Annotated in this window: 22 protein-coding genes and 1 pseudogene; 7 read left to right on the top strand and 16 right to left on the bottom strand. The window is 71.8% G+C overall.

All coding sequences use genetic code 11. The features are described from left to right. Positions 1-139, bottom strand: a 139-nt coding sequence (locus tag B9S61_RS15635) for an FAD-dependent oxidoreductase (protein ID WP_146064850.1), incomplete at its 3' end; no start/stop codon positions are given. Between the two features lie 165 nt (positions 140-304). On the opposite strand from B9S61_RS15635, the gene B9S61_RS15630 reads away from it, so the two are divergent. Both B9S61_RS15630 and B9S61_RS15625 read left to right on the top strand, forming a co-directional pair. Continuing rightward, entirely contained in the window at positions 305-1,276 is a 972-nt protein-coding gene (locus B9S61_RS15630; protein WP_103542813.1) for a DUF4349 domain-containing protein, read from the top strand. 46 nt (positions 1,277-1,322) lie between these two features. Then, complete coding sequence (locus B9S61_RS15625; RefSeq protein ID WP_103542812.1) at positions 1,323-2,720, top strand: FAD-dependent oxidoreductase; 1,398 nt, start codon at positions 1,323-1,325, stop codon at positions 2,718-2,720. Positions 2,721-2,862: 142 nt separating this feature from the next. On the opposite strand, the gene B9S61_RS15620 is transcribed toward B9S61_RS15625, so the two are convergent. Beyond that, positions 2,863-3,186, bottom strand: coding sequence for a hypothetical protein (locus tag B9S61_RS15620; protein WP_103542811.1), 324 nt, complete (start codon positions 3,184-3,186; stop codon positions 2,863-2,865). A gap of 136 nt (positions 3,187-3,322) precedes the next feature. On the opposite strand from B9S61_RS15620, the pseudogene B9S61_RS15615 reads away from it, so the two are divergent. Next, a pseudogene (locus tag B9S61_RS15615) lies at positions 3,323-3,885 on the top strand (rhomboid family intramembrane serine protease); the annotation flags it as partial. 362 nt (positions 3,886-4,247) lie between these two features. Next, on the top strand, positions 4,248-6,422 hold the full coding sequence (locus tag B9S61_RS15610; protein ID WP_103542810.1) for a BTAD domain-containing putative transcriptional regulator: 2,175 nt from the start codon (positions 4,248-4,250) through the stop codon (positions 6,420-6,422). Positions 6,423-6,481: 59 nt separating this feature from the next. Here B9S61_RS15610 and B9S61_RS15605 read toward each other — a convergent pair whose 3' ends face one another. From B9S61_RS15605 to hemE, 14 genes are all read right to left on the bottom strand, one after another. Next, positions 6,482-7,117 carry a LysE family translocator gene (locus B9S61_RS15605; protein WP_103542809.1) on the bottom strand — a complete coding sequence of 212 codons (636 nt, stop codon included), beginning with the start codon at positions 7,115-7,117 and terminating at the stop codon, positions 6,482-6,484. Next, positions 7,114-8,385: an ATP-grasp domain-containing protein gene (locus tag B9S61_RS15600; protein ID WP_103542808.1), complete on the bottom strand. Its 1,272-nt coding sequence runs from the start codon at positions 8,383-8,385 to the stop codon at positions 7,114-7,116. Before B9S61_RS15600 ends, B9S61_RS15605 begins: the two co-directional genes overlap by 4 nt. Next, entirely contained in the window at positions 8,375-9,331 is a 957-nt protein-coding gene (locus B9S61_RS15595) for an alpha/beta hydrolase (RefSeq protein WP_103542817.1), read from the bottom strand. The genes B9S61_RS15600 and B9S61_RS15595 overlap by 11 nt, the downstream gene beginning before the upstream one ends. A gap of 71 nt (positions 9,332-9,402) precedes the next feature. Then, positions 9,403-10,713: an MFS transporter gene (locus B9S61_RS15590; RefSeq protein ID WP_103542807.1), complete on the bottom strand. Its 1,311-nt coding sequence runs from the start codon at positions 10,711-10,713 to the stop codon at positions 9,403-9,405. Further along, entirely contained in the window at positions 10,713-11,960 is a 1,248-nt protein-coding gene (locus B9S61_RS15585; RefSeq protein ID WP_103542806.1) for an acetyl-CoA carboxylase biotin carboxylase subunit family protein, read from the bottom strand. The genes B9S61_RS15590 and B9S61_RS15585 overlap by 1 nt, the downstream gene beginning before the upstream one ends. Positions 11,961-12,057: 97 nt before the next feature. Continuing rightward, positions 12,058-12,438, bottom strand: coding sequence for a Rieske 2Fe-2S domain-containing protein (locus B9S61_RS15580; protein ID WP_219819918.1), 381 nt, complete (start codon positions 12,436-12,438; stop codon positions 12,058-12,060). Continuing rightward, positions 12,426-13,844, bottom strand: coding sequence for an iron-containing redox enzyme family protein (locus tag B9S61_RS15575; protein WP_103542804.1), 1,419 nt, complete (start codon positions 13,842-13,844; stop codon positions 12,426-12,428). The genes B9S61_RS15580 and B9S61_RS15575 overlap by 13 nt, the downstream gene beginning before the upstream one ends. 67 nt (positions 13,845-13,911) lie before the next feature. Then, positions 13,912-14,997 carry a 50S ribosomal protein L11 methyltransferase gene (locus tag B9S61_RS15570; RefSeq protein WP_258039674.1) on the bottom strand — a complete coding sequence of 362 codons (1,086 nt, stop codon included), beginning with the start codon at positions 14,995-14,997 and terminating at the stop codon, positions 13,912-13,914. Between the two features lie 536 nt (positions 14,998-15,533). Then, positions 15,534-16,310: a 2OG-Fe(II) oxygenase gene (locus tag B9S61_RS15565; protein ID WP_103542803.1), complete on the bottom strand. Its 777-nt coding sequence runs from the start codon at positions 16,308-16,310 to the stop codon at positions 15,534-15,536. 88 nt (positions 16,311-16,398) lie between these two features. After that, on the bottom strand, positions 16,399-16,956 hold the full coding sequence (locus B9S61_RS15560) for a methylated-DNA--[protein]-cysteine S-methyltransferase (protein WP_258039673.1): 558 nt from the start codon (positions 16,954-16,956) through the stop codon (positions 16,399-16,401). 44 nt (positions 16,957-17,000) lie between these two features. Further along, positions 17,001-17,795 carry an MGMT family protein gene (locus B9S61_RS15555; RefSeq protein ID WP_103542802.1) on the bottom strand — a complete coding sequence of 265 codons (795 nt, stop codon included), beginning with the start codon at positions 17,793-17,795 and terminating at the stop codon, positions 17,001-17,003. Then, positions 17,792-18,385, bottom strand: a complete 594-nt coding sequence (locus tag B9S61_RS15550; protein ID WP_103542801.1) for an RNA polymerase sigma factor — start codon at positions 18,383-18,385, stop codon at positions 17,792-17,794. The genes B9S61_RS15555 and B9S61_RS15550 overlap by 4 nt, the downstream gene beginning before the upstream one ends. Positions 18,386-18,707: 322 nt before the next feature. Continuing rightward, positions 18,708-19,808: a PAS domain-containing protein gene (locus B9S61_RS15545; RefSeq protein ID WP_258039672.1), complete on the bottom strand. Its 1,101-nt coding sequence runs from the start codon at positions 19,806-19,808 to the stop codon at positions 18,708-18,710. Positions 19,809-19,910: 102 nt separating this feature from the next. After that, positions 19,911-21,005 (bottom strand): uroporphyrinogen decarboxylase, encoded by a 1,095-nt coding sequence (gene hemE / locus B9S61_RS15540; protein WP_374936214.1) that lies wholly within the window; start codon positions 21,003-21,005, stop codon positions 19,911-19,913. A gap of 144 nt (positions 21,006-21,149) precedes the next feature. Here hemE and B9S61_RS15535 point away from each other — a divergent pair, with 144 nt between their 5' ends. The 3 genes from B9S61_RS15535 to B9S61_RS15525 form a co-directional block, all read left to right on the top strand. Next, positions 21,150-21,824 (top strand): DUF3000 domain-containing protein, encoded by a 675-nt coding sequence (locus tag B9S61_RS15535; protein WP_103542799.1) that lies wholly within the window; start codon positions 21,150-21,152, stop codon positions 21,822-21,824. Between the two features lie 268 nt (positions 21,825-22,092). Then, positions 22,093-22,755 (top strand): response regulator transcription factor, encoded by a 663-nt coding sequence (locus B9S61_RS15530; protein ID WP_103542798.1) that lies wholly within the window; start codon positions 22,093-22,095, stop codon positions 22,753-22,755. 196 nt (positions 22,756-22,951) lie between these two features. Next, positions 22,952-23,891, top strand: a 940-nt coding sequence (locus B9S61_RS15525; RefSeq protein ID WP_103542814.1) for an HRDC domain-containing protein, incomplete at its 3' end; no start/stop codon positions are given.

Genomic DNA, 23,891 nt, shown 5'->3' with positions numbered 1-23,891 from the left:
TGCCGCCGACCCGGTCCGAGGCCTCCAGGACGGTGACCCGCGCCCCGCGTTCCAGCAGCCGGTGCGCGGCGGCCAGCCCCGCGATCCCGGCTCCGACCACGACGGCCCTCGGCCCGTCGCCCGCATGTGATCCGCTCATGCCTCCACCTTCTCAGACGCCACCGCCTCTCCCACCAGGGCCATGTGGCCCTGACGAGTCCCTACCGTGACCGCATCGGAACCGTCCGGCGCAAACGATCAGCACCCCCGCCGCGTCGAAGGAACGTCAGGCATGTGAGTGATTCGCGACCCGGGGGAGCCCCATATGTACATACGACGATCCGTTCGACCCGCCCACGCCCTGGCCGGGGTCCTGCTGGCGGCGTCACTCGTGGTCACCGGGTGCAGCGGTGCGAGCACCGACTCGGGCTCCTCCGGAGCCGACGACAAGGCCGCCGCCGCGCAGGGGCAGGAGGCCGCGCGGGACGGGGGCGCCGAGCAGGGCGCCCCGGGCGGCACGGCCGACGGTGCCGCGACGGCCGCCCCGCCGAAGACGACCGTCGGCCACATCATCCGCACCGCCTCGCTGACCGTGCGGGTCGATGACGTACCCGAGGCGCTGGACGAGGCCCGCGCGACGACCGGGAACGCCGGCGGCTACGTCGGCGAGGAATCCACCCGCCGGGACCCGGAGGGACACGAGTACACACGCGTGGTGCTGCGCGTTCCCGTCGCCGAGTACGCGGAGGTCCTCGCCGAACTCGAGGGTGCGGGCACGCTCGTCGAACGCCGCGCGCAGGCGGAGGACGTCACCGACCAGGTGGTCGACGTGAACAGCCGGATCACGACGCAGCGGGCCAGCGTGGTCAGGATCCGCGAGCTGATGGACCGGGCGACCGACCTCAGTGACGTGGTCACGCTGGAGGGTGAACTGAGTACCCGCCAGGCGGACCTGGAGTCCCTGCTGGCCCAGCAGGCGTCGCTGAAGGACCGTACGAGCCTGGCGACGATCACCCTGTCCCTCTCGGAGGCACCGGCGGAGGAGGACGGGAAGGACGACGACGATCCCGGCTTCGTGGACGCGCTCGCGGGCGGGTGGGACGTGTTCCTGACGCTGCTGCGCTGGCTGGCGGTCGCGGCCGGCGCGCTCCTGCCGTTCGCGGCGGTGGCGGCGCTGCTGCTCCTGCTGTGGCTGAAGGCCGTACGCCCCCTGCTGTCGCGGCGCACGCGGACCGCGGCCCCGGCCCCGGCCACGGCCCACCCGGGCGGCGGCGGGGCGGAGAACGAGCGGAACTGAACGGCCGCGGACTCCGGGACACACCCCCGCGCCGTAGCGTGTCCCCATGGACATGAGCGATGCGCAGGGTGCGAGGGAACGTCTGGTGGTGATCGGCGGTGACGCCGCGGGGATGTCCGCGGCGTCACAGGCCCGACGGCTGAGGGGTCCGGACGAACTGGAGATCGTCGCCTTCGAACGCGGTCACTTCACCTCCTACTCGGCCTGCGGCATCCCCTACTGGGTGAGCGGCGACGTCCCCGACCGCGACCGGCTGATCGCGCGCACCGCCGGGGAACACCGCGCGCGGGACATCGATCTGCGGCTGCGCACCGAGGTCACGGAGATCGACGTGGACCGGGGGCGGGTACGCGCGCGTGACGTGGATTCCGGCGCCGAGTCCTGGACGTCGTACGACAAACTGGTGATCGCGACCGGTGCCCGGCCGGTACGCCCCGACCTGCCCGGCATGGACGCCCCCGGCGTGCACGGTGTGCAGACCCTGGACGACGGGCAGGCCCTGCTGGACACGCTGGCCCGCACGCGCGGCCGCCGCGCGGTGGTGGTCGGCGCGGGGTACATCGGCGTGGAGATGGCCGAGGCGATGATCAAACGCGGCTACGAGGTGACGGTCGTCAACCGCGGCAAGGAGCCCATGGCGACCCTCGACCCCGACATGGGGCGCCTGGTGCACCGGGCCATGGAGGGCATGGGCATCACCATGGTCAACGAGGCGGAGGTCACCAAGCTGCTGACGGGGGACGACGGCCACGTGCGCGCGGTCGCCACGGAACGGGCCGAGTACCCGGCCGACGTCGTCGTCCTCGGCATCGGCGTGCGGCCCGAGACGTCCCTCGCGCGGGCGGCCGGGCTCCCCCTGGGGGACTCCGGCGGGCTGCTCACCGACCGGTCGATGCGGGTGCGCGGGCACGAGAACATCTGGGCCGGCGGCGACTGCGTGGAGGTGCTCGACCTGGTCTCCGGGCAGCAGCGCCACATCCCGCTCGGCACCCACGCCAACAAGCACGGCCAGATCATCGGCGCGAACGCCGGCGGCGGCTACGCCACCTTCCCGGGCGTGGTCGGCACGGCGGTCAGCAAGGTGTGCGACCTGGAGATCGCGCGCACGGGGCTGCGAGAGAAGGACGCCCTCCGCGTGGGGCTGCGGTTCGAGTCGGTCACCATCGAGTCGACCAGCCGCGCGGGCTACTACCCGAACGCCTCCCCCATGACGGTGAAGATGCTCGCCGAACTGCGCACGGGCCGGCTCCTCGGCGTCCAGATCGTCGGTCACGAGGGCGCGGGCAAGCGGGTCGACATCGCGGCGGTCGCCCTCACGGCCGGCATGACCGTGGACCGGATGACCGCCCTGGACCTCGGTTACGCCCCGCCGTTCTCCCCGGTGTGGGACCCGGTCCAGGTGGCGGCCCGCAAGGCGGCGACGAAGATCAGGGCGACCTCGTAGGGAGGGCGGTGCGGCACCCCGGAAGGGGCGCGGGGCTGAGGTGACGTGCGGCTCCGCCGCGTGGGCGTGACCGGCCCCGGACGGCCGGTACCCCGCGACGAGAGACGAGAACCGCACCCCCGCGGCGCCGCCCGTGGAGGCCTCACCCCGTGCCGTTGATCCTCTCGATCGCCTGCCGTGCCTGCTCGGCAGGCGGCCGGGACGGCAGCGGGGACACCGACGCGCTGGCCGCAGGCACGGGCGGCGGCTGCTCCCCCGCGGGCTTCGCGTGCGCCGCGGGCTTCACGGAACGCAGCCGGTGGCTCACCGCCTCGTCCAGCGTCACCGGCCGCTGCGTCTGGGAGGCGAGCCGCCCCGCCTCCTGGCCGAGCCGGGCGATGTCCTCCCAGGGGAGGCGCACCACCAGCGTGAGCTCGGCCTCGCCGTCGGGCAGCGCGTGGATCACGGGGGTCACTCGGTCGTTCATCGCCTGTCGTCCTCACGTCGGCGCCGCGGCCCCATTCCCCGCGCCGCGGGCGGTTGACGAGACATACGCATACCCGGGCGGCGGCGTTCAGCACCGCCGCGGATTTCACCGGCCCCCGCCCGGGCACATGGGGAACGTGGTCATCCCCGTCCATGACGTGAACCCGGCGCGGCGCACCCCCTGGGTGACGTACGCGCTGCTCGCCGCCAACTTCGTGGTCTTCGCCGCCCTCACGCCGGGGGGGGCGTCGATTCCCTGACCGGCGGGAGCGGCCTGGCCGACCTGTGCCGTCAACAGGCGTTCCTGGACCGCTACGCGGCGGTGCCGCAGGAGCTGATCCACCACCGGATGCCGGACCTGGTGCCCACGGGCGGGACCGGAGTGGGCCCGCAGGGCCCGGGATGCGTGGTGGACCGGCCGGGGTACGACAAGTCCCCCGAGCTGAGCGTCCTCACGTCGATGTTCCTGCACGGCGGCTGGCTGCATCTGCTGGGCAGCATGCTGTTCCTGTGGATCTTCGGCAACAACGTCGAGGACCGGATGGGGCACGTCCGGTACCTGCTGTTCTACGTCGTCTGCGGTTACGCGGCCGCGTACGGGTTCGCCCTCCTCAACGCCGGCTCGGGCGACCCCCCGATCGGCGCCTCCGGGGCCGTCGCCGGGATGCTGGGCGCCCATCTGGTCCTCTACCCGCTCGCGTATCGAGCGCTGCCCGCAACCGTCGAGAAGCTGCATGCACGGCGCTTTCGGTACACGGACCTACCGGACCCGCAGCTCCACCGATTCCGGCACCCGCCGAGTCGCCGTCGAGACGGGCACCTCGGCACAGCTCCCGCGGATGTCCGTCAATACCTTTTCCGGACAGTGGCCGTCGATCGGCATCCCCTCGCCACGCCAGGGAAATTCGCAAGCCGTCCGATAATTCAGGAGAGTGCCAATTGCAGTGTCAAGTTGACCATTCTATGATCAATCATTGTTCGATCGGTATCGGGGACGGAGTCCCGAAAAGATCATTCTGAGACACTGATCACGTGCTGAGGCATCACTCAACGGCAGGGGCCATGTCGAACTTTCAGAATGCCGGAGCAACCACGAGTCACCGTCTCCACCAGAGAGAACCGGTCGCCTTCCACACCCGGGTCCGCGCGTACCGGCTGCGCACGGGGATGACTCAGCGTCAGTTCGCCGAGGCGTCGGGGATCGGCGTACGGACCTTGCGCGACATCGAGAACGGGCGTGTGGAGCAGCCGCAGGCACGAACCCTGCGCGCCCTGGCGGCCGCACTCGGGCTCGCCACCGATGATGTGCGGCGTTCCATGGCCCACGGCCGGAAGTCCGCCGCGCAGCGCGGCGCCGGTCTGCGCATCGGCATTCTCGGCAGTCTGACCATCGAGCGCGACGGTATGGCGAGTGACGTACGTTCCCTCAAACTTCGGCGCCTGTTCTCACTGCTGGCGCTGTGCCACCCGCAGCCAGCCAGTTTCGACGCCATAGGAAGCACCCTCTGGCCGAAGGAGCCACCGCGTTCCTACCAGAATCTGATCCACACGTATGTAAGCCAGGCGCGCGGACTTCTGCGCTCCTCCGGGTCCGGTTCTGCGGACCAAGTCGCCCCGGACGTGATCCGCACTCCGAACGGCTACGCGCTGTCGGTCGGACACGATCAGGTCGACCTGACCCGCTTCCGGGACCTGGCGGAGAAGGCGCGGCGGGCCCATGCACAGGGAGAGGCGAAGGCCGCGTACGAACTTGCGGCACTCGCCCACCAGTGCTGGCGTGGCCCGCTCCTCGCCGACGAGCCGCAGCTGGCCCTTCACCCGGCGGCCACCGCGGCGACCCGCCAGCGGATCGGGAATCTGCTCCTGTACGCGGACCTCGCCCTGCGGTTCGAGCAGCCGGAGCAGGTGGTGCCGGCCCTGCGCGCCGCCGCCGAGGACGACCCCCTGCACGAAGGGCTGCAGGCACGGCTCATGCTGGCCCTGGCCAGCTGCGGCGAGCAGTACGAAGCGCTGCGGGTGTTCGCCGGCGTCACACAGCGGCTCGACGCCGAACTGGGGCTGCAGCCAGGCCCGGAGTTACGCCAGGTCCATCGGCGGGTCCTGCTCCAGCAGCTGAGCTGGCCCGGGAGCGGGCTGCCGCCGCGGCAGACGGAGGAGACCCTGCGGGAGACCAGGCCGTCGGCCCCTCCTCCACCGTCCGAGGCCAAGCCGTCGCAGCTGCCGTCCAGGACCCGGTACTTCGTCGGGCGCGCCCCCCAGATGCGGGAGCTGGACCAGATGCTCCTCGCTCCCGGCGAGCGGGACGGCCAGGTCCCGGCCGCGCTGCTCACCGGGCCGCCCGGCGGCGGCAAGACCGGACTGGCACTGCAGTGGGCACACCGGATGCTGGACCACTTCCCGGACGGGCAGCTCTACATCGACCTGCACGGTCACGCGCGCAGAGGCCCTCTGGAAGCCCAGGCGGCCCTGACCTCGTTCCTGCGCGCGCTCGGCGTGCCCCCGGAGTACGTCCCGGACCATCTCGACGAGGCCGCGAACCTGTACCGCACCAGGCTGTCCGGGCGGCGGGTTCTGGTGATCCTGGACAACGCGCACGACGAGGACGGGATACGCCCCCTCATCCCTGGCGATGAGGGGTGTGCCGTGCTTGTCACGAGCCGTAACACACTGCCCGGTCTGGTCGCCAGGGAGGGCATACGGCGGGTCGCCGTCGACGCGCTGGACGACGACGAGACGCTGACGCTCCTCGGGCGGCTGCTGGGACCGGAACGAATCGAGTCGGAGTCGCTCGCCGCCATGGCCCTGGCGCGGTACTGCGGTGGGCTGCCTCTGGTGATCCGGCTCATCGCGACGCGCCCGGCCCAGCATCCCGGCCTCAGCCTCGCCCAGTACTACGTGGAGCTGCACGAGGCCGGGGACTTCCGGCAGCCCTCTCTGCCGGGGGACCTGCTGTCCCTGGTCCAGGCCGCGTTCGAACCGTCGTACATGGCGCTGCCGGAGCAGGCGCGCCGGGTGTTCCGGATGCTCGGCCGGATCGAGTACACCTACATCACCCCCTACACCGTGGCGGACGCCGCGGGCACGACACCGGCGGAAGCCCGGTGGTGCCTGTACCGGCTGGTCGACGCCAGCCTGCTGCGGGAGTACGCGCACAGCCGGTTCAGCATGCCCGGCCCGCTGCTGCGGTACGCGAAGACGCTGCTCAGCCGGGACGAGGAGCAGTTCCGGGCGATGTGAGCGACCCGGCCCCGGCGGGTGCGATCCAGTGTTCCGGCCTCGGCCGGCTGTCGGTGCCGTCACCCGCTGAGGGCCAGACGCAGCGCGAACACTCCGAAGACGGCGGCGGTGAGCCCACTGGTGAGCCGCTGGGCCGACGGGGAGTTCAGGTGCCGGGACAGCCGGTGCACCAGCCTCATCCACACGAGCAGCCAGGCGAGCCCCAGGCTGAGGTAGCAGCAGGCCAGGACCACCATCCCGGCAGTCGGGTCCATGCCGGACGGGACGAACTGAGGCAGGAACGCCATCAGGAAGATGCCGACCTTGGGATTGGAGCCGGTGCAGAGCAGCCCCTGACCGAAAGGGCGCCACGGGCCGCGCAGTGGGTCCTCCGCCAGGCCCCCGGGGCCGGGCGCCGCGGTGGCAGGGGACGGACGCAGCGCCGTGCGCAGTTCCTGATACGCCCAGACCAACAGGATGGCGGCACCCGCCCATCGGAAGGCAGTAAACAGGTCCGGGCGGGCGGCGAGCAGTGCGGCGAGTCCCAGAGCGCCCAGGGCCGCCTGGACGGCTCCCGCCGCGATCATGCCGAACGCGGCGGGAGCGGCCGTACGCGGCGAGCCGGCCAGCACCAGACGGGTCATCAGAGCCAGATCCGGACCCGGCGCCATGATCACTACCAGGGAGCTCGTCAGAAACGCGATGGCGTTGATCACGGCTCTTCGATGACCAGCTTCCGTTCCAGGGCACGGATGACCCGGTAGTCCCGTTCGACCTGTTCCCCGTCCGGGTGGGCGAGGATGACGAAGCCGAAGTTGAGGCTGTCGACCAGGTCCTTGGTCACGGGAACGTGGTCACCGTCGGACAGGTTCTGCACCGAGAAGTGGTGACTCGGCAGCGTCCGGATCGCGTCCAGAACCGGGGTGCCGTGCACGGTCCCGGAGCGGCGGGCCATGTGGAACACGCACATCTGGTGGGTCACCATCTCGTAGCTCTGCGGCAGCTCGCCCCCGGTCAGCCAGCGCACCGTCCGGTCGATCTGGCTGTCGCCGGTGGCGTTGCGGTTGAACCGTGGCTGACCGCCGCCGTGCGGACGGGCGCCCAGTTCGATGAGCACCGGCCCGTCCGCGGTTCCCATCACCTCCACGTGGGCGGAGCCGAAGCGGACACCCACCGCGTCCAGCACGTCGAACACGTACTCGGCGAGGGTCGCGACGACGGGCTCGTCCGGAGGCAGCCAGCGCATGGTGTCGTAGACAGCCATGTGAGGGCCGTTGTCGACCTTGCCGTAGGAGCACACGTCCACGAGGGAGTGCTTGCCGTCGTGGCTGAACGTGTCCGCCACGTACTCGGTGCCGGTGACGAACTTCTGCACGACGAGCCGGTCGTCGACCTCTCCGAACTGGTTGGTCCGGCCGATCTGCCGCTCGAACACGGCTCGCCAGTCCGTCCCGCCCGGCACCTTGATCACGCCGTCGGTGCTCGCGCTCTTCGGCGGCTTGATCACCAGATCGGCCCCGATCAGGTCCTCGCGCTCCAGCCAGGCGGCAGCCTCCTCGACGTCAGCGGTGCAGATCTGCGGGATGACCGGCAGTCCGGCAGCCCGCACGGCTGCGGCCATATGGCCCTTGTCCCGGCGTGCCCCGGCCAGTTCCGGCACGTTGCTCAGCTCCGGCAGCACCCGGGGGGCGAGCCGCTCGGCCAGTTCCACGCCGGACTCGCAGCCGGCGATGACACAGCGCGGGTCCAGCGCCCGCACCCGTCGTACGACGTCGTCGTGGCCCCCGTCGTACACGATGGCGTCGGGAAAATCCTGCGGCCGGTAGGAGGCGGCGTACGCCTCGGGCGGGCGTGGGCTGCTCAGCACCGCCACGACCGGAACCCCCCGACCGCGCAGGGCCTCCGCGAACAGAGCCCCCGAGGAATAGGGGTCGACGACGACGCAGGGGCCCAGCCCTCGGTCCCCGTGCACGTCAGCGTCCATCGCCGGCAGCCTCCTTCCCGGCCAGTGCGCGGACGGCGGTGCAGTACCGGGCGAAGAAGTCCGCTGCGGGCCCGCTGACCCGCCGGGCCCGCACCGGGGCGTGCACCATCCCGTCCTCCCGCCTGTACGTCACCGGCGTGCCGTTCTCCTCGAGGAGGGCTGCGTACTTCTCCGCGTCCACGCACAGGGAGTCCATCTCGCAGCCGACGATGTAGGCTGGCGGCAGGCCGTGGAACGCTCCCTCCAGCAGCGGCGAGACGTGGGGGTCCGCGGCCTGCTCGGGCCGCGGGCAGTAACAGGCCGTGTAGAACTCCATCTCGCCGCCGGAGAGCAGGGGCGCGTCCTCTCCGCCGTGCCGCCAGCGGGTGAAGTCCAGGACCGGGCTGATCACGGCCTGGCCTCGCAGCCGCGGGCCCCCGCGGTCGCGCGCCATCATCGACAGCACCACCGCCATGTTGGCGCCGGAACTCTCGCCGCAGATCACCGCGCCGTCCGGGTCCAGGTCGCCGAGCCCGAGGGCGGGAAGGTCGGCGAGGGTGCCGCACAGACCCGCGTAGCAGTCTTCCAGCGGACCGGGGAACGGGTTCTCCGGCGCCATGTCGAAGTCCAGGGCTATGGTCACCAGCCCGGTGCGGTCGGCCAGTTCGGCGACCAGGCTGTGGTGGCTGTGCAGCGAGCCGATGACGAAGCCGCCGCCGCGGATGTAGAAGAGCACGGCGTGGTCGCCGCGCTCGGCCGGCTCGTAGATGCGGATGCGGGCCCTGCGGCCCTCGTGGACCACGGTCGCGTCCCGGTGCGAGACACCCTCGGGGACGGGAATGGGCAGGACCTCGGTCAGCGAGTCGTACAGGACGCGCTGCCGTTCGACGGCGTAGGTGTAGAAATCGGGCGGCAGCGCACCGTTCACCGTTTCCACGAACTTCTCGATGCCTTCTGCGTACGACATGCGCGGCTCGCTCACTTCCGGGTACAGGTGCCACATCGCGCGGCACGGGGCAGGGACGGGGAGGGGACGGATCAGGGAGTGTCGGCGACGACCGGGCCGCCTGTCCGCCCGGCGGGCTCGTCGGCCTGCTTGCCAGCCGGGGCGGAACCGGCGCCGGTGTCCGCGCGGGGCTTGCTCATGCCGACCAGCGCCGCGGCCACGGCACCCACGGTGAGCAGCCCGGACAGCCACCACACCGATGCCGACGACGCCTGCCAGGCGGCGACACCGAGCACGGGGCCGATCGCGTAGCCGATCTGCATGGGGAAGGCAGCGGCGGCGATGTAGCGGCCCCGCAGGTACTCGGGGGCGACCCGGCCCGGCCAGGCCGAGGCGGTCGGCGTGCCGATGATCTCGCCCGTCGTCCACACCACCGTCGCCACGACGTACATGGCCATACCGGGCCCGGCGACGTACAGGTTCATCCCGACGCCGACCAGGCCGACCCCGAGCGCCACGGCGACCCTGCCGGGAAGGCGCTGCACATACTTGGTGAACAGCAGTTCCAGGGAGATGACCATGACGGCGTTCAGCGACAGCAGGCTGGAGTAGAAGGCCACGCCGTGTCCGTCGGCCTTGATCTGAAGCGGCAGAGCGGAGGTGTGCTGGATGTAGACGACGGCGTTGAGGAACAGCGCCAGCAGGAACAGCACGTACCGGGTGTCCCGGAACACGGCGGCGTACGACCGGGCCGGGCCCTTCGTGGCGTGCTCGGCCGACCTCGTGGTGTCTCCGGAACGCGCCAGTATCAAGGCGAACACGGCGAACACCAGCTGCGCCGCCGCCTCCAGGTAGAAGATCAAGTTGTACGAATAGCTGATCAGCAGCGCCCCGAGCAGCGGGCCGATCGTGGTGCCGAGGTTGAACGCCATGCGGTAGACGGCGAACACCATCACGTGGTGGTCCTCGGGAGTGCGCTCGACCAGCAGGGCCGAGGAGGCCGGCCGGTACATCTGCGCCAGAAGACCGATGAACGCCGCCACCGCGATCACCAGGGGCAGACTGCCCAGGTGGGGCAGGCTCAGCGTGCCCAGTCCGGCGAGCGCCATGGAGCCGACGATGGTCCACGCGTAGCCGATGCGGTCGGATGCCGAGCCGCCCACCAGCACGCCGGCCACGGAGCCCACACCGTAGGCGCCCAGCGCCAGGCCCGCCTCGGTCGCGGAGAACCCCTTCGCGGTGAGGTAGAGCACCAGGTAGATCTGGAGGAAATTGCCGAGCCGGTTGATCAGCATGCCGGTGAGCACGAGCCAGATGGGGCCCGAGATACCCCGCAGGGTCTGCAGGACCGACGGGTGGCCGGCCCCGCCGGGTGGGGAGGACTTCTGTCCGGTCGAGGCCATCAGGACGACTCCTCCACCGGCCGGCCGGCGAGTTCGACGAGCTCCGGCACCCTCAGCAGCGCCGTCCGGGCCTGCTCCACCGTGTCCGCCAGGGAGATGACTCTGGCGTAGCGCGAGATGTAGCCGCGCGGCGGCAACCGCAGCACGGTCCCCGGGCCGGCCATCACGTCGGCGCCGTGGATCTCGGCCGGGAAGCGGTCCTCGTACACGGTCACCGCCTCGATCTCGACGTCCCGCTCGGGATACAGGAAGGTGATCGCCGCGGCGCGGCGCCGGCTCGGAGTCGTCTCCGGCCGCCGGCCTGCCGCGACGTCGGCCGCCGCCAGGGCCACGTCGACGCCGGTGGCGAGCTCGCCGAGGTAGGGAATCATGTCGCCGCCCAGGCGGGCATTGACCTCCATCAGGCGCGGGCCGTTAGCGGTGAGGCGGAACTCGGTGTGGCTGACACCGGTGTGGAAGCCCAGCGCGGCGTGACTGGCCCGCAGCGCCTCGAGCAATGGCGGATCGCACAGCAGCGGGTCGGCCGCGTCGACCTCGTGGCCGGTCTCCTCGAAGAAGGGTGCGAGGCCCACCTGCTTGCGGGCCACCGCCAGCGGGACGCACTCCCCCCCGAAGAAGACGGCGTCGACGCTGATTTCGGGGCCGTCGACGTACTCCTCGACGAGCACGGACACATCGAAGACGGGAACACCCGGGTAGGAGGCGCCGGACGCCGCGCGGTAGGCGCTCTCCACCTCCCCGGGCCCGTCGGCCCGGCGCACGCCCATACCGCCGGCGAGGCCACGGGGCTTGAGGACGACCGGGAAGCCCAGCTTCTCCACCGCTTCCCGTGCCTCGTCCAGGGAGCGCACTCCGATGGAGGCCGGCTGGGCGACCCCGGCGCGCTCCAGCGCGACCCGGGTGGCGTTCTTGTCCCGGCAGGCGGCGACCGTCCCGGGGGAGTTCCCCGGCAGGCCGAGCGACTCCGCCACGTGGGCCGCCGGGGTGACGAGTCCCTCGTCGTAACAGAACACCCCGGCCACCTCCCGTTCGGCGGCCACCCCCCGGGCCGCCTCCGTGAGCAGGTCGGGACGGGTGTTGTCGACCCGGGTACTACCGACGACGTAGGGCTCCTCCCAGGTCACCGGGGCCGGCTGAAGCAGCCAGAGCGCATAGCGCCGGCTCACCGTCCGAAGGATGAATTCCCGGCTGCCCCTGGCACTGCTGCCGATCAGCAGCAGCAGCGGCTTCCCACCGTCCCTGCCCATGTTCCGCTCCTCGCATGTGGTTGCTCGTGATCCGGCGCACGCACCGGCCCGTCTGTAGAACACCGGCCGGCCCCGGGGCGTTGCAGTCGTCGGAGGGTCAGGTGGCTGCCTGGTGCCGGCGTGACAGCGCCGGCGACAGCGGCCGGTGTTCCAGGGTCACGCCGGGGCAGGCCGTCGGCGGTGCCGGCCACCCGCGGACCGGCGGCCGGTCGGGGAAGACTGCGGTGACCTGGTCGCCCACCCGGACGGCCGGGATCTCCGCGCGCAGCCGGGTCACTGAGGTCTTGCGTGCGTGCCACGGGCACACGAGCCGGACACCGTCCTCGGCCATGTCGGCCAGATGCAGGGGGCCACCGCGGTGCGTGCACCGGGCTCGCAACACGAAACTCCGGCCGCCGACCGTGGCGTAGACATACGGTGTTCCGGCGACGACCACACAGTTGTCCCGCCCCGAGGCGGGGAAGGTCACGACAGGCACTTGCGGTAGTCCCCCACTGAGTGGATCTCGTAGACGCATTCGTCCGACTCGATGTTGGCGCCGTGCAGCCGGTTGCGCTTGATGACCACGCCCTCACCCGCCCGGAGCGTGAGCGACGAGCCGAGCCCGCTCTCGAAGCGCATGGTGCCGGAGACTATGTGGCACAGCTCGTCACCCTCGTGACAGTGGGTGTTGGACAGTTCGCCGCGGGGTTCGACGAGATGGGCGACGGGCGCGTCGACCTTGCCCTGTCTCATCCCCCGGAGAACCGGGTCGTGCAGCTTCTTCAGCTCCGGCTGGGCGTCCATCCAGGCGATCTGCTCGGAGAAGTCGAAGTCGGAGACGTCCAGGAGCACCCGGTACTCCTCGATGCCGCGCACGATCTCCGGGATGATGCCTTCACCGTGGGCCTCCACCAACGGCTTGATGATCTTTTCGCGGGCCATCCGGCCGTGGTGCTGGTCGATGTGGACGTGCTCGGTGAAGTAGGTGGTGTCCACCGTCTCGCCGAAGACGTCCCGCAGCAGCCGGTCGGCACGGCGGCAGAAGTCGACCAGGGAACTCTCGGTGTAGTAGAGCGCGCCCACGTAGCGGAAGAAGAGCTCGTGGTTCTTGCCCAGGTAGTGGAAGTAGTTGTTCAGCAGCAGACTGCTGTTGAGGTAGTACTGCCAGTACCGATGCAGGTCGGACTCCAGGCCGACCGACTCCAGGGTCCGTTCGAACAGGGTGCTGTGCTTGGTGTCGTGGACGCCGTAGCCGTACTCGTCGATGACGACCTTGAACCACTCGGACTGGGCGGGGCCGTAGTAGCCGAGTACGTTGCGCATCATCGGCGACGCCTCGGAGAGGAAGTCCGGTGCGAACTGCACCAGCCACATCCGGGCCGCGCGCCGGGGGTCGGAGGAGTTCCGGATGGCCCGTTCCGACAGCGACGGCTCCTCACCACCGCTGGTGTCGAGGGAGTCGAGGTAGGCGTCGAGGCTCTCGGCCGTCCACTTGCCGGACGTCTCCACCTCGTCGTCCAGGAAGCCGAAGGCGTACCGTTCCAGCGCCGGCCGGATGCGCTCGCCGAGCGCCCGGTTGCCGGGGTTGTAGAACGCCCGGAAGTCCTCCTCCCTCCCGTTCAGGCCCGACTTGGGGAAGAACACCAGGTCGGCCTCGTAGATGCTGGTCAGCAAGCGCTGCACGGCCAGGCTCGTGTAGTCGAGTATGTTCTCGCGGCCCGGGACCTTGTCGTAGTCGAGGTGGGGCAGGACCTGCGGCCTGAGCTGCCGGCGGTAGGGGTTGTCGTGGTTCAGCCAGTCCAGGTTGTCGTGGTAGATCGGGGCGGTGGCGTACTGCACCACCGCGTCGCGCAGTTCAGCGCCGCTCAGCTCGAACGGGACATGCGTGGGGACGTGACTCATCGCTGGCTCCCTGATCGTGGTCCGGAGTGGAGGTCGCCGGTGCGTCGCCGGCGCCGGGCGAGGCCTGTCAGGGGCTCACGCGGAGGGTGAAGTCGCTCCAGCGGAGCCGGAGGGAGGTCGTCTCCCCCGCCTTGGTCAGCGCGGGTTTCTCCAGCGGGACCCAGCCCGGCATCCAGTGCGAGCGGGGGGCGTCCGGTGTGTTGGACAGGACGATGCCGTTGCCCATGTCCAGCTCGAACCAGACCACGAGGGCCTGGGCCTCCCCGTCCGCGGTGGCGGGGAACTCGAGGGTGCGTTCGCCGGGCTCCAGATCGTCTCGCGCCAGGTCGAACTCCAGCACCGGTGCCGCCTCGGACAGGAACCGGTGCGGCCAGGTGTCGAGCCGCACCGGGAAGTGGCCGCGGGTGGCGAGCGTGTTCATCAGCGAGACGTCGAAGCCGCCGACCGTGGTGGCCTGATTCAGTCTGAGCACCGCCTCGCTGTTCACCAGCCGGCCGTACAGCCGGGCCGCGGACGGCAGCATGATCCCGTCCAACGCCAGGAGGTGCTCACGCGCGTGGCGCACGGTGGGCAGCAGCCCTTCACCGATCAGACCGCAGTCGACGATCTCGGACACGAGGACGTCCACCGGTCCGCCGAGGTCCCGTTGCGGGTCCAGTTCGGTGGACGGTTTGCCGATGACGGTGATCACGTCGGACAGGCCGTGTGCGTCCACGACGTTCCGGGCGACCTCGGCCAGCAGTGGGTTCATCTCGCATGTGAACACCCGGCTCGCGCCGGCGCGGGCCGCGGCCATGGCGAGCAGCCCGCTGCCGGAGCCGATGTCCAGCACGGTCGCGCCGGCCGGGATGCCCCGCTCCAGGGCGGCGACGAGGGCCTCGTTGCGGTCGGTGTCGTTGAGCATGGCGAAATGCCAGCGGGGAACATTCCTGCGGACGATCTGCGCGAAGATGTCCGTCTCCAGGGAGAGACTCTCCGACGGCGTCCTCAGCAGCGCGGACGCCTGTTCGGCGAGTGCGCTCATCTCCTGCGCGATCGATTCCAGCAGGACCGCGCCCAAGCGGGACGGCAAGCCGTTCGCCGGCATGGCCGCCAGGTCCGTCCGGGCTTCGTGCTCGGCCGGGGTTCTCCGTGCCTTTTGTGCATGCTGCATGCGGTGCCACTGCTCCTTAACCTGACTCGTGGTTGACAGTGGTGCGAGACAGGCCCGGGAAGCCCCCTGTCGTCACGTGGCGACCCTACGTAAACGCGTTGTCGTGGTTCTCCAGCGGATCTTGAGCGGGAGAGGCAGATTCAGGAGCGGGGAGGGACGGCTCTGACCTGCTCTGTCGCGGCGGCTTCCGGTTCACGAGGGCGAAGCGGCAGAACAGAGCGGTGCAGCGGCCGGATGCGGGTTCGCCGCGGCCGGCGGGCCGTGCTCATGATCTCCGGGCCGTCCGCGAGGCGTGCGGCGGACGCTCGCCGCCTCACCGGGGCGGAAGCCGGCCGGGGCGCAGGCGTGTTCCGGCGGCGTGCCCCGTCCGCCCGCGACGAACCGTTCCGTGCGCGGGCCCACATCGTTCCTCCCGGGATCCGCCCAGGCCCGGCTCGTCGCCGTGTCCCGGCCCGGCCGAAAGCCTCAGCGGCCACCGACGGCACCGCGCCCGACGGCAGCCGCTCTTCGGAGAGGGACGAACGCTCCGGCGGGTCCTACCGGGCGTCGTGGAAGATCACGCCGAGGACATGGCGCCGCCCGCTGTGCACGGCGCTCACTCCGTGCCGCAGCATCACCCGGCTCCAGCCGCGTGCGGACCGTACGGGCCGGTGGTGGACCGCGAAGACGAGGCCCTGCCCCTGTTCCGGCCGCCGGACGATGGGCCGGGACTGGGCGCGCGGCCGCTGCTCCACGAAGACGCTCTCGCCACCGGTGAAGTCGCGGTCCGGATCGTCCAGCAGCACCGCCAGCTGGAGCGGGAACGTGAGGTCCCCGTACACGTCTTGGTGCAGGCAGTTGTAGCCGCCCCGCCCGTAGCGCAGCAGCAGCGGGGTCGGCCGGTTCTGGCCCGTGGTGGCGCAGGCCGCGACGAAGTCCTCGTGGAGACGGGGGAACTCCGGTTCGCCGAGCCGCTCCGCCCAGGTGTTGGCGATGTGCGCCAGGGGCGGGTACAGCTGCCGGCGCAGGGCGAGGACCAGTTCGGGCAGCGGGTGGGCGAAGTAGCGGTACGACCCCTCGCCGAACCGGTGCCGGGCCATCGTCACCGTGCTGCGGAACAGCCCCGGCTCGTCGAACATCTCCCTCACCTGCGCGCACTGTCCGGGGGTGAGCAGAGGCGGGGTGAGTGCGACACCGTCCGCGTCCAGCTCCGCCATCAGTGCGGGCCAGTCGAGGTGCCGCAGCGCGGGAAGCCCGTCGCTGTCGGCGGCCGGCCAGTCGGCGGGTGCCGGCTCGGTGAGCCCGGGCAGGGGCGGGGTGTCATAGGCGTTCATGGACTCAGGTCTCCCGGAGAGGGCGGGCGAAGGCAGCGGAGAAGAGGTGGTGGGCGCCGGTGACGGGGGTGTGACCGGCGCCCACCGGTCAAAGGCCTGTCGGACTGCTTTCCGCCTCCAGACCGAGCAGGAACCGCTTGGCGTCCAGGCCCCCTGCGTACCCGTTCAGGCTCCCTCCGGAGCCGACGATCCGGTGGCAGGGCAGCACGACGCAGAGCGGGTTGGCGCCGAGTGCCGTCCCGACCGCGCGGGCGGCCCGCGGACGCTCCAGAGCCTCGGCCAGTTGCGCGTAGGTCGCGGTGCGCCCGTACGGCACGAACGCGTCCAGCGCCATGACGGTCCGGCGGCTGAACGGGGTGGCAAGCCGCAGGTCCACCGGCACGGTGAAGGCGCGGCGGGCACCGGTGAGATAGGCGTCGAGCTGAGTCCAGGCCTCCTCCAGCACCTTCCGCGGAGCCGGGTCCGCGTGCTCCTCCTCCACGGCCCGCAGCCCCGCTCGGGTGACGCGGGACGCCACGTCCCCGGGGGCCCCGTAGCAGCACATCACGAGCGCATCGGCCGTGGCCGCCAGCACGAGCCGACCCAGAGGCGTGGGGCGGGCCGCGAACGCCGCGGTGGTGTCGCCGGGAATGTCACTGGTTCGCACGACGCAACTCCGTCTTTCTCGTGGACTTCGGGTTTCGGTGGCCGTCACACGGTGAGGGGACGACAGCTCCTGCAGGCGCGGTACCCGGCCAGCCCGGCTTCGCGCGCGGTACTGAACGGCACCTGGTGGGGCGGGGTGATGCGGCGGGCGTGGGCGCAGGTCGGGTGGCAGTAGATCCGGGTCGTGTCACTTCCGAGGAACACCACTCCGCGTCGGTGCAGTTCCGCCACCCGCCGCAGGTCGATGCCCTCCGCGGCGCGCAGCGCGTCCCCCGTGTCGGGAAGGTGGGCGGCGTCGCAGGGTGTGCCGTCGTCGTACGTCACGCGGTGGGAGGGGATCAGTACCGCGGCCGGGTTCTGGGCCACGGCGCCGGCCACGGCCTCCGGCGCCGTCCCGGCCTCCTGGGCGATCCAGCCGACCGGGCGCAGCTGCCCGACGGGAACGCTGCGGACCGCCTCCAGCACGGCCCGTTCCACCGGGCCGTGCGGGGACAGGTCGATGGGCAGTCGGCGGGCGCGTCCGGTCCGCAGTGCGGTGACGACACCCGGGAACGCTCTGGCCGACCGCAGGGCCGAACGGCCGGTCCGGGCACGGTGCAGTTCCTCGAAGGCCGTCGCGGTCGACCCGTCCGTGTCCAGCGCGGCGCCGGTCACCGCCTCCGGGCTCGCCGCCACGAAGAGAGCGCCGACCGCCGTGTCGAGGCGGACGTAGGTGTCGTAGGTCTCACGCGGGACGCCGGCCCTCCGCAGCACGCGCACGGCGAAGTCCGCCGGTGGTTCCGCGGTGAGCCCGGCCGGCCCGGGCCGGGCCGCGCCCGGTGCCTCGTGGTCGCTTCTCATGGCGTCACCCCCTCCAGCAAGGCCGTTTCCGGCTCCAGCAGCCGGCGCAGAGCTCTCAGCCCTCGGGACACCTGCGCCTTGGCCGTACCGACCGCGCACTGCTGCACCTCGGCCACTTCCCTGTAGCTCAGCCCCACCACGTGCCGGAGCACCACGGGCGTGCGGTGGTGCTCCGGCAGCTTCAGCAGCGCCGTGACCAGCCGCCGCCGGTCGTCGGCGAGCGCGGCCAGTTCTGCCGGCCCCGGCCGGTGATCGCTCCGGGCTTCGGCGGTGTCCTCCACCGGCACCCCCGCCAGGGCGGGCCTCCGGGAACAGGTGCGCAGGTGGTTGCGCCACACGTTCGCCGCGATGGCGAGCAGCCAGGCACGCGGTCTGAGAGCCCTCCGGCGCTCGGGTCCGTAGACCTGTAAGGCGGTGTAGGCGCGCAGGAACGTGTCCTGCCCCAGATCGTCGGCCTCGGTGGCCGAACCGCAGACCCGGAGCAGGAACGTGTACACCGCCCTGCCGTGAACCCTGACCAGCTCGGTGAAGCCGCCGTCGAGGTTCGTCGCAAGGAGTTCGGTCAGCTGCCGCTCGGCCTTCTCGTCCATCACCGAATGAAACACCGGTGCCGGGCAAGGGGTTGCACCTCACCCGGCACCGATCTCGCGCCGACCGCCGCCACCGGCCGTGGCCGGGCACAGGTGTCTCCACCGCGCGGTTGTCGGTGCCGTCGGCGAAGTCTCCCGGGAACTCCCCGGACCGGTCGGTCGACGGCCGGGAGACCTGCATCCGGTGTCCGATGGCGTCCGACACCGCTACGGGGGCCCCGTACGAGCGGCTGGGAGGGAACGAAGGGCATGGGCCAGCGGCGATGGAGTGCGTCCCGGCCGGTGGACATCCACTGTCGCCGCGGCGGCGTGAGGCGATCAGTCACCGCCGCTCGTCGAGAACGGCCGCCCTGCCGGCCACCGGGCGTCCGCCCACGCGGGCGTGGGTCCGGCCGGTGCGGATCCGCCAAGGGCCCTCCCGCTCAGCCGGCGGCCGGCAGGCGCAGCGCGAGCATGGCCAGGCCCCGGGCGGGTGACGGCGGCGACGCGTTCGGCGGTGAGCGGGGTGCCCGGGGGGCGGTGCGGGGCGTGCGGCAGGAGGTGGGTGGCGCAGTTGTCGGCGATGGCGGGCACGATCACCCCGGCGAGGGCCGCGAGCATCTCGTCCAGTCGCACGATGCCGGCCGTGGCGGTGGCGGCGCGCGCCAGGAGTTCCTCCCGGCGGGTCTCCTGCCACTGCCGCTCGACGTCCGCGCAGGTGCCGATCCACTTGACGACCGTGTCCCCGTCGCGTACCGGAGCGGCGTCGACGGCGAAGTGCCGGTCCCCCCGTGGTCAGCCGCAGCCGGTAGGTGTGGGTCCAGCGGGGCACCTGTTCGTCCAGGGCCCGCTGCCACGACTCGACGGTGGCGGCGCGGTCGCCGGGGTGGAGGGCGTCGGTCCATCCGTCGCCGCGGAACTCCTCCCAGCTCTGCCCGGTCACCCGCTGCCAGCCGGGGCTCGGCTCGGTCACGCCGCCCTTGGGGCCGGTCACCCACACCATCTGGGATCCGGCGTCGACCAGACTGCGGTAGCGCTCCAGCGCGCGGCGGCGTTCCTCGGACAGGACGCGGATGCGCTCCGCGGCGGTCACCTGTTCGGTGACCTCGACGATGACACCGAGCACGCCGTGCCGGCCGTCGCTCGTCGTGGCGTGGGACATGCTGAAGGTGAAGTACCGCGTCACCTGGTGCGACGCGCCGGGACAGACCAGGTCGACCGGCACACCGGTGAGCACTTCGGCCGTGCCCGTGGTGAAGACCCGGTCGTAGATGCCGAAGTAGCCGGACTGCGCGAGGCCGGGAAAGGCCTCGCGGATCGTCCGGCCCAGCGGACGGTCACCGAAGGTGCTCCGGCAGACGACGTTCATGTACGTGAGCCGGTGCTCCGGCCCCTGAGTGACGACCACACTGATCGGGGCGGGGTCGAACATCTCGAGCCGCATGAGACCTCCACCTGCCCGTACCCGGGAGCGAACGGGCTGGGCGGCATGTGCCCGGTACCCCGCTCCCGGGTTCCGACGCGCGTGCGGCGCGCACGCGGTGGGTCAGCGCGCGGTCCGCGTGTGGACGTACTCCACGAGGCGGGTCAGGGCGTCCGGGTCGGTGGACGGCATGACGCCGTGGCCGAGGTTGAAGATGTGGCCCTCCAGTCCGGCCGCGGCGTCCAGGACCTCCTGCGCCTTCGTCTCGACGGCCTCGGTGCCGGCGAACAGGACGGTCGGGTCGAGGTTTCCCTGGAGCGCCTTGCCGGGGCCGACGCGGCGGGCGGCCTCGTCCATCGGGACCCGCCAGTCGACGCCGACGACGTCCGCGCCGGCCTCGGCCATGGGCTTCAGCAGTTCGCCGGTGCCGACACCGAAGTGGATGCGCGGCACGCCGTAGCCGGCCACCGCGTCGAACACCTTCGCCGAGGCGGGCAGCACCGAACGCCGGTAGTCGGCGGGGGCGAGCGCGCCGGCCCAGGAGTCGAAGAGCTGGACCGCCGAGGCGCCGGCCTCGATCTGCACCTTGAGGAACGCGGCCGTGATGCCGGCGAGGCGGTCGAGCAGGTCGGCCCAGAGCTCCGGGTCGCCGTACATCATCGCCTTGGCGTTCTCGTACGTACGGGAGGGGCCGCCCTCGATGAGGTAGCTGGCGAGGGTGAAGGGGGCGCCCGCGAAGCCGATCAGCGGGGTGGGGCCGAGTTCCCGGGTCAGCATCCCGATGGCCTCGGTGACGTAGGAGACGTCCTCGGGGGTGAGGTCGCGCAGCCGGCCGAGGTCCGCGCGGGTACGGATCGGCTGCTCGACGACCGGGCCGATGCCGGGCTTGATGTCGAGGTCGATCCCGATGGCCTTGAGCGGGACGACGATGTCGCTGAAGTAGATCGCCGCGTCCACTCGGTGGCGGCGCACCGGCTGGAGGGTGATCTCGGCGACCAGGTCGGGCCGCGTGCAGGAGTCGAGCATCCCGATGCCTTCGCGCACCTTGCGGTACTCCGGCAGTGAACGCCCGGCCTGACGCATGAACCACACCGGCGTGTGCGGCACCGGCTCGCGCCGGCACGCCCGGAGGAACGCTGAATCCCTGACCGCGTCGTTCTTGACGGGAGCGGTGGTCTCAGTCGGCATCTGGCCCGTCGGGCTTGCGTTGGCACTCACACCGGCCAGTCTCGCACGAGCCGTCCGTCCGCCCGACCCGAGGTCGTCCGGTACGCGGTGCGCGCGGGACGGGTTCCGGACACCCCCGGGTGGCGCGGGTGTCCCTCCCTGCGCCGGGGGCCCGTTCCGCTTAATCTTCCCCGCATGGCTGCGGCTCAGGGACGACTGTCGGACGGCGCTGACGGAATGGACGAACCGAAGGGGACCGAGGGGGATCCCGGACACGGAGGTGCGCCTCCGCCGCCCTTCCGGGCAGCGGTCGACGCGCTGCGCGGCGCGCGGCTGCGGCCCCAGATCGAGGTGGATCCCTCGCCCGCGCCGAAGCGGCTGGCGCCGTACGCGTACGCGCTGGAGACCGCGGTCGTCGACGGCGAGGAGGATCTGGCGGACGGGCGGCTGGTGCTGCTGCACGATCCGGCCGGCCACGACGCCTGGCGGGGCACCTTCCGTCTGGTGACGCTGGTACGCGCGGAACTGGAGCCGGAGATGGCGGCGGACCCGCTGCTGCCGGACGTGTGCTGGTCGTGGCTGACCGGTGCGCTCGCGGCGCGCGGGCTGTCGTACGGCGAGCCCAGCGGCACGGTGACGCGGGCGAGTTCCCACTACTTCGGCGGACTGTCCGCACGGCCCGCCGCCTCGCAGATCGAGATCCGCGCCTCGTGGACACCCCGGGAGGGGCTGGGCGGGGTGCCGGACGCGGGCGCCCATCTGGTCGCGTGGTGCGATCTGCTGGCGCAGGTCGCGGGGCTGCCGCCGGCGGCTCCCGGTGACGCGTCGGTGGTGACGCTGCCGCAGCGGCGGGGGCCGCAGTCGCGCTGAGATTCCCCTGCGGGGCTCCACGCAATCATCGATGGGGATCTCTTTGTCGATACGGCCACAATCGGAAGCGTTGCGACGCAGACCGAAACCGTTCGATCTTCGAATGATCGACCGTGCGTCCGAATTGCCCAGATTGTTACTCACTACTTCGTGATCATTTCCTAAAGGACTCCAGGTCTACTGCCGAAGACGACTGTGACCTTGAAAGCACGGTTCGTCCCGCCTTCACCCCCACGAGCCGGCCCCGTCCCGCCCCCCAGGAGGCCTGGTGTCCGTTCTCCTCGAGCAGCCCGCAAGCCTGGTCGCCTACCGCCCGAACAAGCCGACCGCCATGGTGGTCGTGGCCGACCCGCGCGTCCGTTCCACCGTCACCCGCCATCTGTGGGCGCTCGGTGTGCGCGATGTCATCGAGGCCTCGTCCGTCGCGGAGGCTCGTCCCCGCATCGGCAACCCCCGCGACATCTGTGTCGCCGAAGTCCATCTGCCGGACGGTTCCGGCCTCACCCTTCTCTCCGAGACCCGCGCCGCAGGCTGGCCCAACGGCCTCGCCCTGTCCGCCGCCGACGACATCGGCGCCGTGCGCAACGCGCTGGCCGGCGGGGTGAAGGGGTACGTCGTCACCGGAACCCGCACCAACCTCGGGCTCCCCTCCCGGCCCGGTGCCGCCCCCATCGGCGCCGCCGCCGCCCGGCTGCACCGCCGCCCCCCGGGTGCCCCGAGCCACCCGGGCGGCTACCGCGAACTGTCCGGCCGTGAGGTCGAGGTGCTGCGACTGGTGGCGGAGGGCCAGTCGAACAAGGCGATCGGCGTCTCGATGGGCCTGTCCGCCCTGACCGTCAAGAGCCACCTCGCCCGCATCGCCCGCAAGCTCGGCACGGGCGACCGTGCCGGAATGGTGGCGGTGGCCCTGCGCACCGGCATCATCCACTGACCCGCCCTTGCGCACCGGCATCATCCCCTGACCCACCCCCGTACCCGCTGTCCGCGCCCGCCGGCCTCCCCAGGCCGGCGGGTGCCTTCGCGCACACCCCGGTTCGGCCCTCCGCCGAGGCCTGTTTTCGCTGGTCGGCCCCGCCCTGGCACGTAGGGGCAGGTCAGGCGTCGGCTCGTACGGATAGTCTTGACAGGTGACCGACGCCCACGACACCGCAGCAGACAGTTCACTGCGCACCACCGGAGGCGCCCCTCCGGACGACGGCGGATCTTCTGCTACGGAGGCGCCGATCCCCTTGCTCGAACCGCGCGAGGGCGTTCCGCCCGTGATCGCGGACGGCGCCGCCCTCGCCGGGGCGGTCGCCGCCCTCGCCGCGGGCAGCGGCCCCCTCGCCGTCGACGCCGAGCGCGCCTCCGGCTACCGCTACGGGCAGCGCGCCTACCTCGTCCAGCTGCGCCGCGAGGGCGCGGGCACCGCGCTGATCGACCCCGTAGCCTGCCCCGACCTGTCCGCCCTCGGCGAGGCCCTGTCCGGCGTCGAGTGGGTACTGCACGCCGCCACCCAGGACCTGCCCTGTCTGCGCGAGATAGGCATGCTGCCCAGCCGCATCTTCGACACCGAACTGGCCGGACGGCTCGCCGGGTTCCCCCGGGTCGGGCTCGGCGCCATGGTCGAGAACGTGCTCGGCTTCACCCTGGAGAAGGGCCACTCCGCCGTCGACTGGTCCACCCGCCCGCTGCCGGAACCCTGGCTGCGCTACGCCGCCCTCGACGTCGAGCTGCTGGTCGACCTGCGGGTCGCGCTGGAGAAGGAGCTGGACCGCCAGGGCAAGCTCGACTGGGCCCGGCAGGAGTTCGACGCGATCGCCTCGGCGCCGCCGCCGGAGCCCCGCAAGGACCCCTGGCGGCGCACCTCCGGCATGCACAAGGTCCGCCGGCGCCGGCAGATGGCCGTCGTCCGGGAACTGTGGGAGACCCGAGACCGGATCGCCCGGCGGCGGGACGTCTCGCCCGGCAAGGTCCTCTCCGACGCGGCCATCGTGGAGGCCGCGCTCGCCATGCCGGCCAACCACCACGCCCTGGGCGCGCTGAGCGCGTTCGGGCACCGCGTGGGGCGGCGCCAGCTGGAGCAGT

It is taken from the genome of Streptomyces sp. SM1 (assembly GCF_002910825.1).
In the GTDB taxonomy this organism is placed as follows: Bacteria; Actinomycetota; Actinomycetes; order Streptomycetales; family Streptomycetaceae; genus Streptomyces; species Streptomyces okerensis.
Note: the sequence above shows the minus strand (reverse complement) of the source record. Positions and strands in the feature narration are given on the sequence as shown.

Bases quoted from the DNA above. Each gene is read 5' to 3' on its own strand.
- B9S61_RS15565 (WP_103542803.1), bottom strand. From the start codon at position 16,310: ATGAACGCCTATGACACCCCGCCCCTGCCCGGGCTCACCGAGCCGGCA.
- B9S61_RS15590 (WP_103542807.1), bottom strand. From the start codon at position 10,713: ATGGCCTCGACCGGACAGAAGTCCTCCCCACCCGGCGGGGCCGGCCAC.
- B9S61_RS15585 (WP_103542806.1), bottom strand. From the start codon at position 11,960: ATGGGCAGGGACGGTGGGAAGCCGCTGCTGCTGCTGATCGGCAGCAGT.
- B9S61_RS15610 (WP_103542810.1), top strand. From the start codon at position 4,248: ATGTCGAACTTTCAGAATGCCGGAGCAACCACGAGTCACCGTCTCCAC.
- B9S61_RS15545 (WP_258039672.1), bottom strand. From the start codon at position 19,808: ATGCGGCTCGAGATGTTCGACCCCGCCCCGATCAGTGTGGTCGTCACT.
- B9S61_RS15620 (WP_103542811.1), bottom strand. From the start codon at position 3,186: ATGAACGACCGAGTGACCCCCGTGATCCACGCGCTGCCCGACGGCGAG.
- B9S61_RS15555 (WP_103542802.1), bottom strand. From the start codon at position 17,795: ATGAGAAGCGACCACGAGGCACCGGGCGCGGCCCGGCCCGGGCCGGCC.
- B9S61_RS15595 (WP_103542817.1), bottom strand. From the start codon at position 9,331: ATGTCGTACGCAGAAGGCATCGAGAAGTTCGTGGAAACGGTGAACGGT.
- B9S61_RS15625 (WP_103542812.1), top strand. From the start codon at position 1,323: ATGGACATGAGCGATGCGCAGGGTGCGAGGGAACGTCTGGTGGTGATC.
- B9S61_RS15630 (WP_103542813.1), top strand. From the start codon at position 305: ATGTACATACGACGATCCGTTCGACCCGCCCACGCCCTGGCCGGGGTC.
- B9S61_RS15550 (WP_103542801.1), bottom strand. From the start codon at position 18,385: ATGGACGAGAAGGCCGAGCGGCAGCTGACCGAACTCCTTGCGACGAAC.
- B9S61_RS15575 (WP_103542804.1), bottom strand. From the start codon at position 13,844: ATGAGTCACGTCCCCACGCATGTCCCGTTCGAGCTGAGCGGCGCTGAA.
- B9S61_RS15600 (WP_103542808.1), bottom strand. From the start codon at position 8,385: ATGGACGCTGACGTGCACGGGGACCGAGGGCTGGGCCCCTGCGTCGTC.
- B9S61_RS15535 (WP_103542799.1), top strand. From the start codon at position 21,150: ATGGCTGCGGCTCAGGGACGACTGTCGGACGGCGCTGACGGAATGGAC.
- B9S61_RS15570 (WP_258039674.1), bottom strand. From the start codon at position 14,997: ATGCAGCATGCACAAAAGGCACGGAGAACCCCGGCCGAGCACGAAGCC.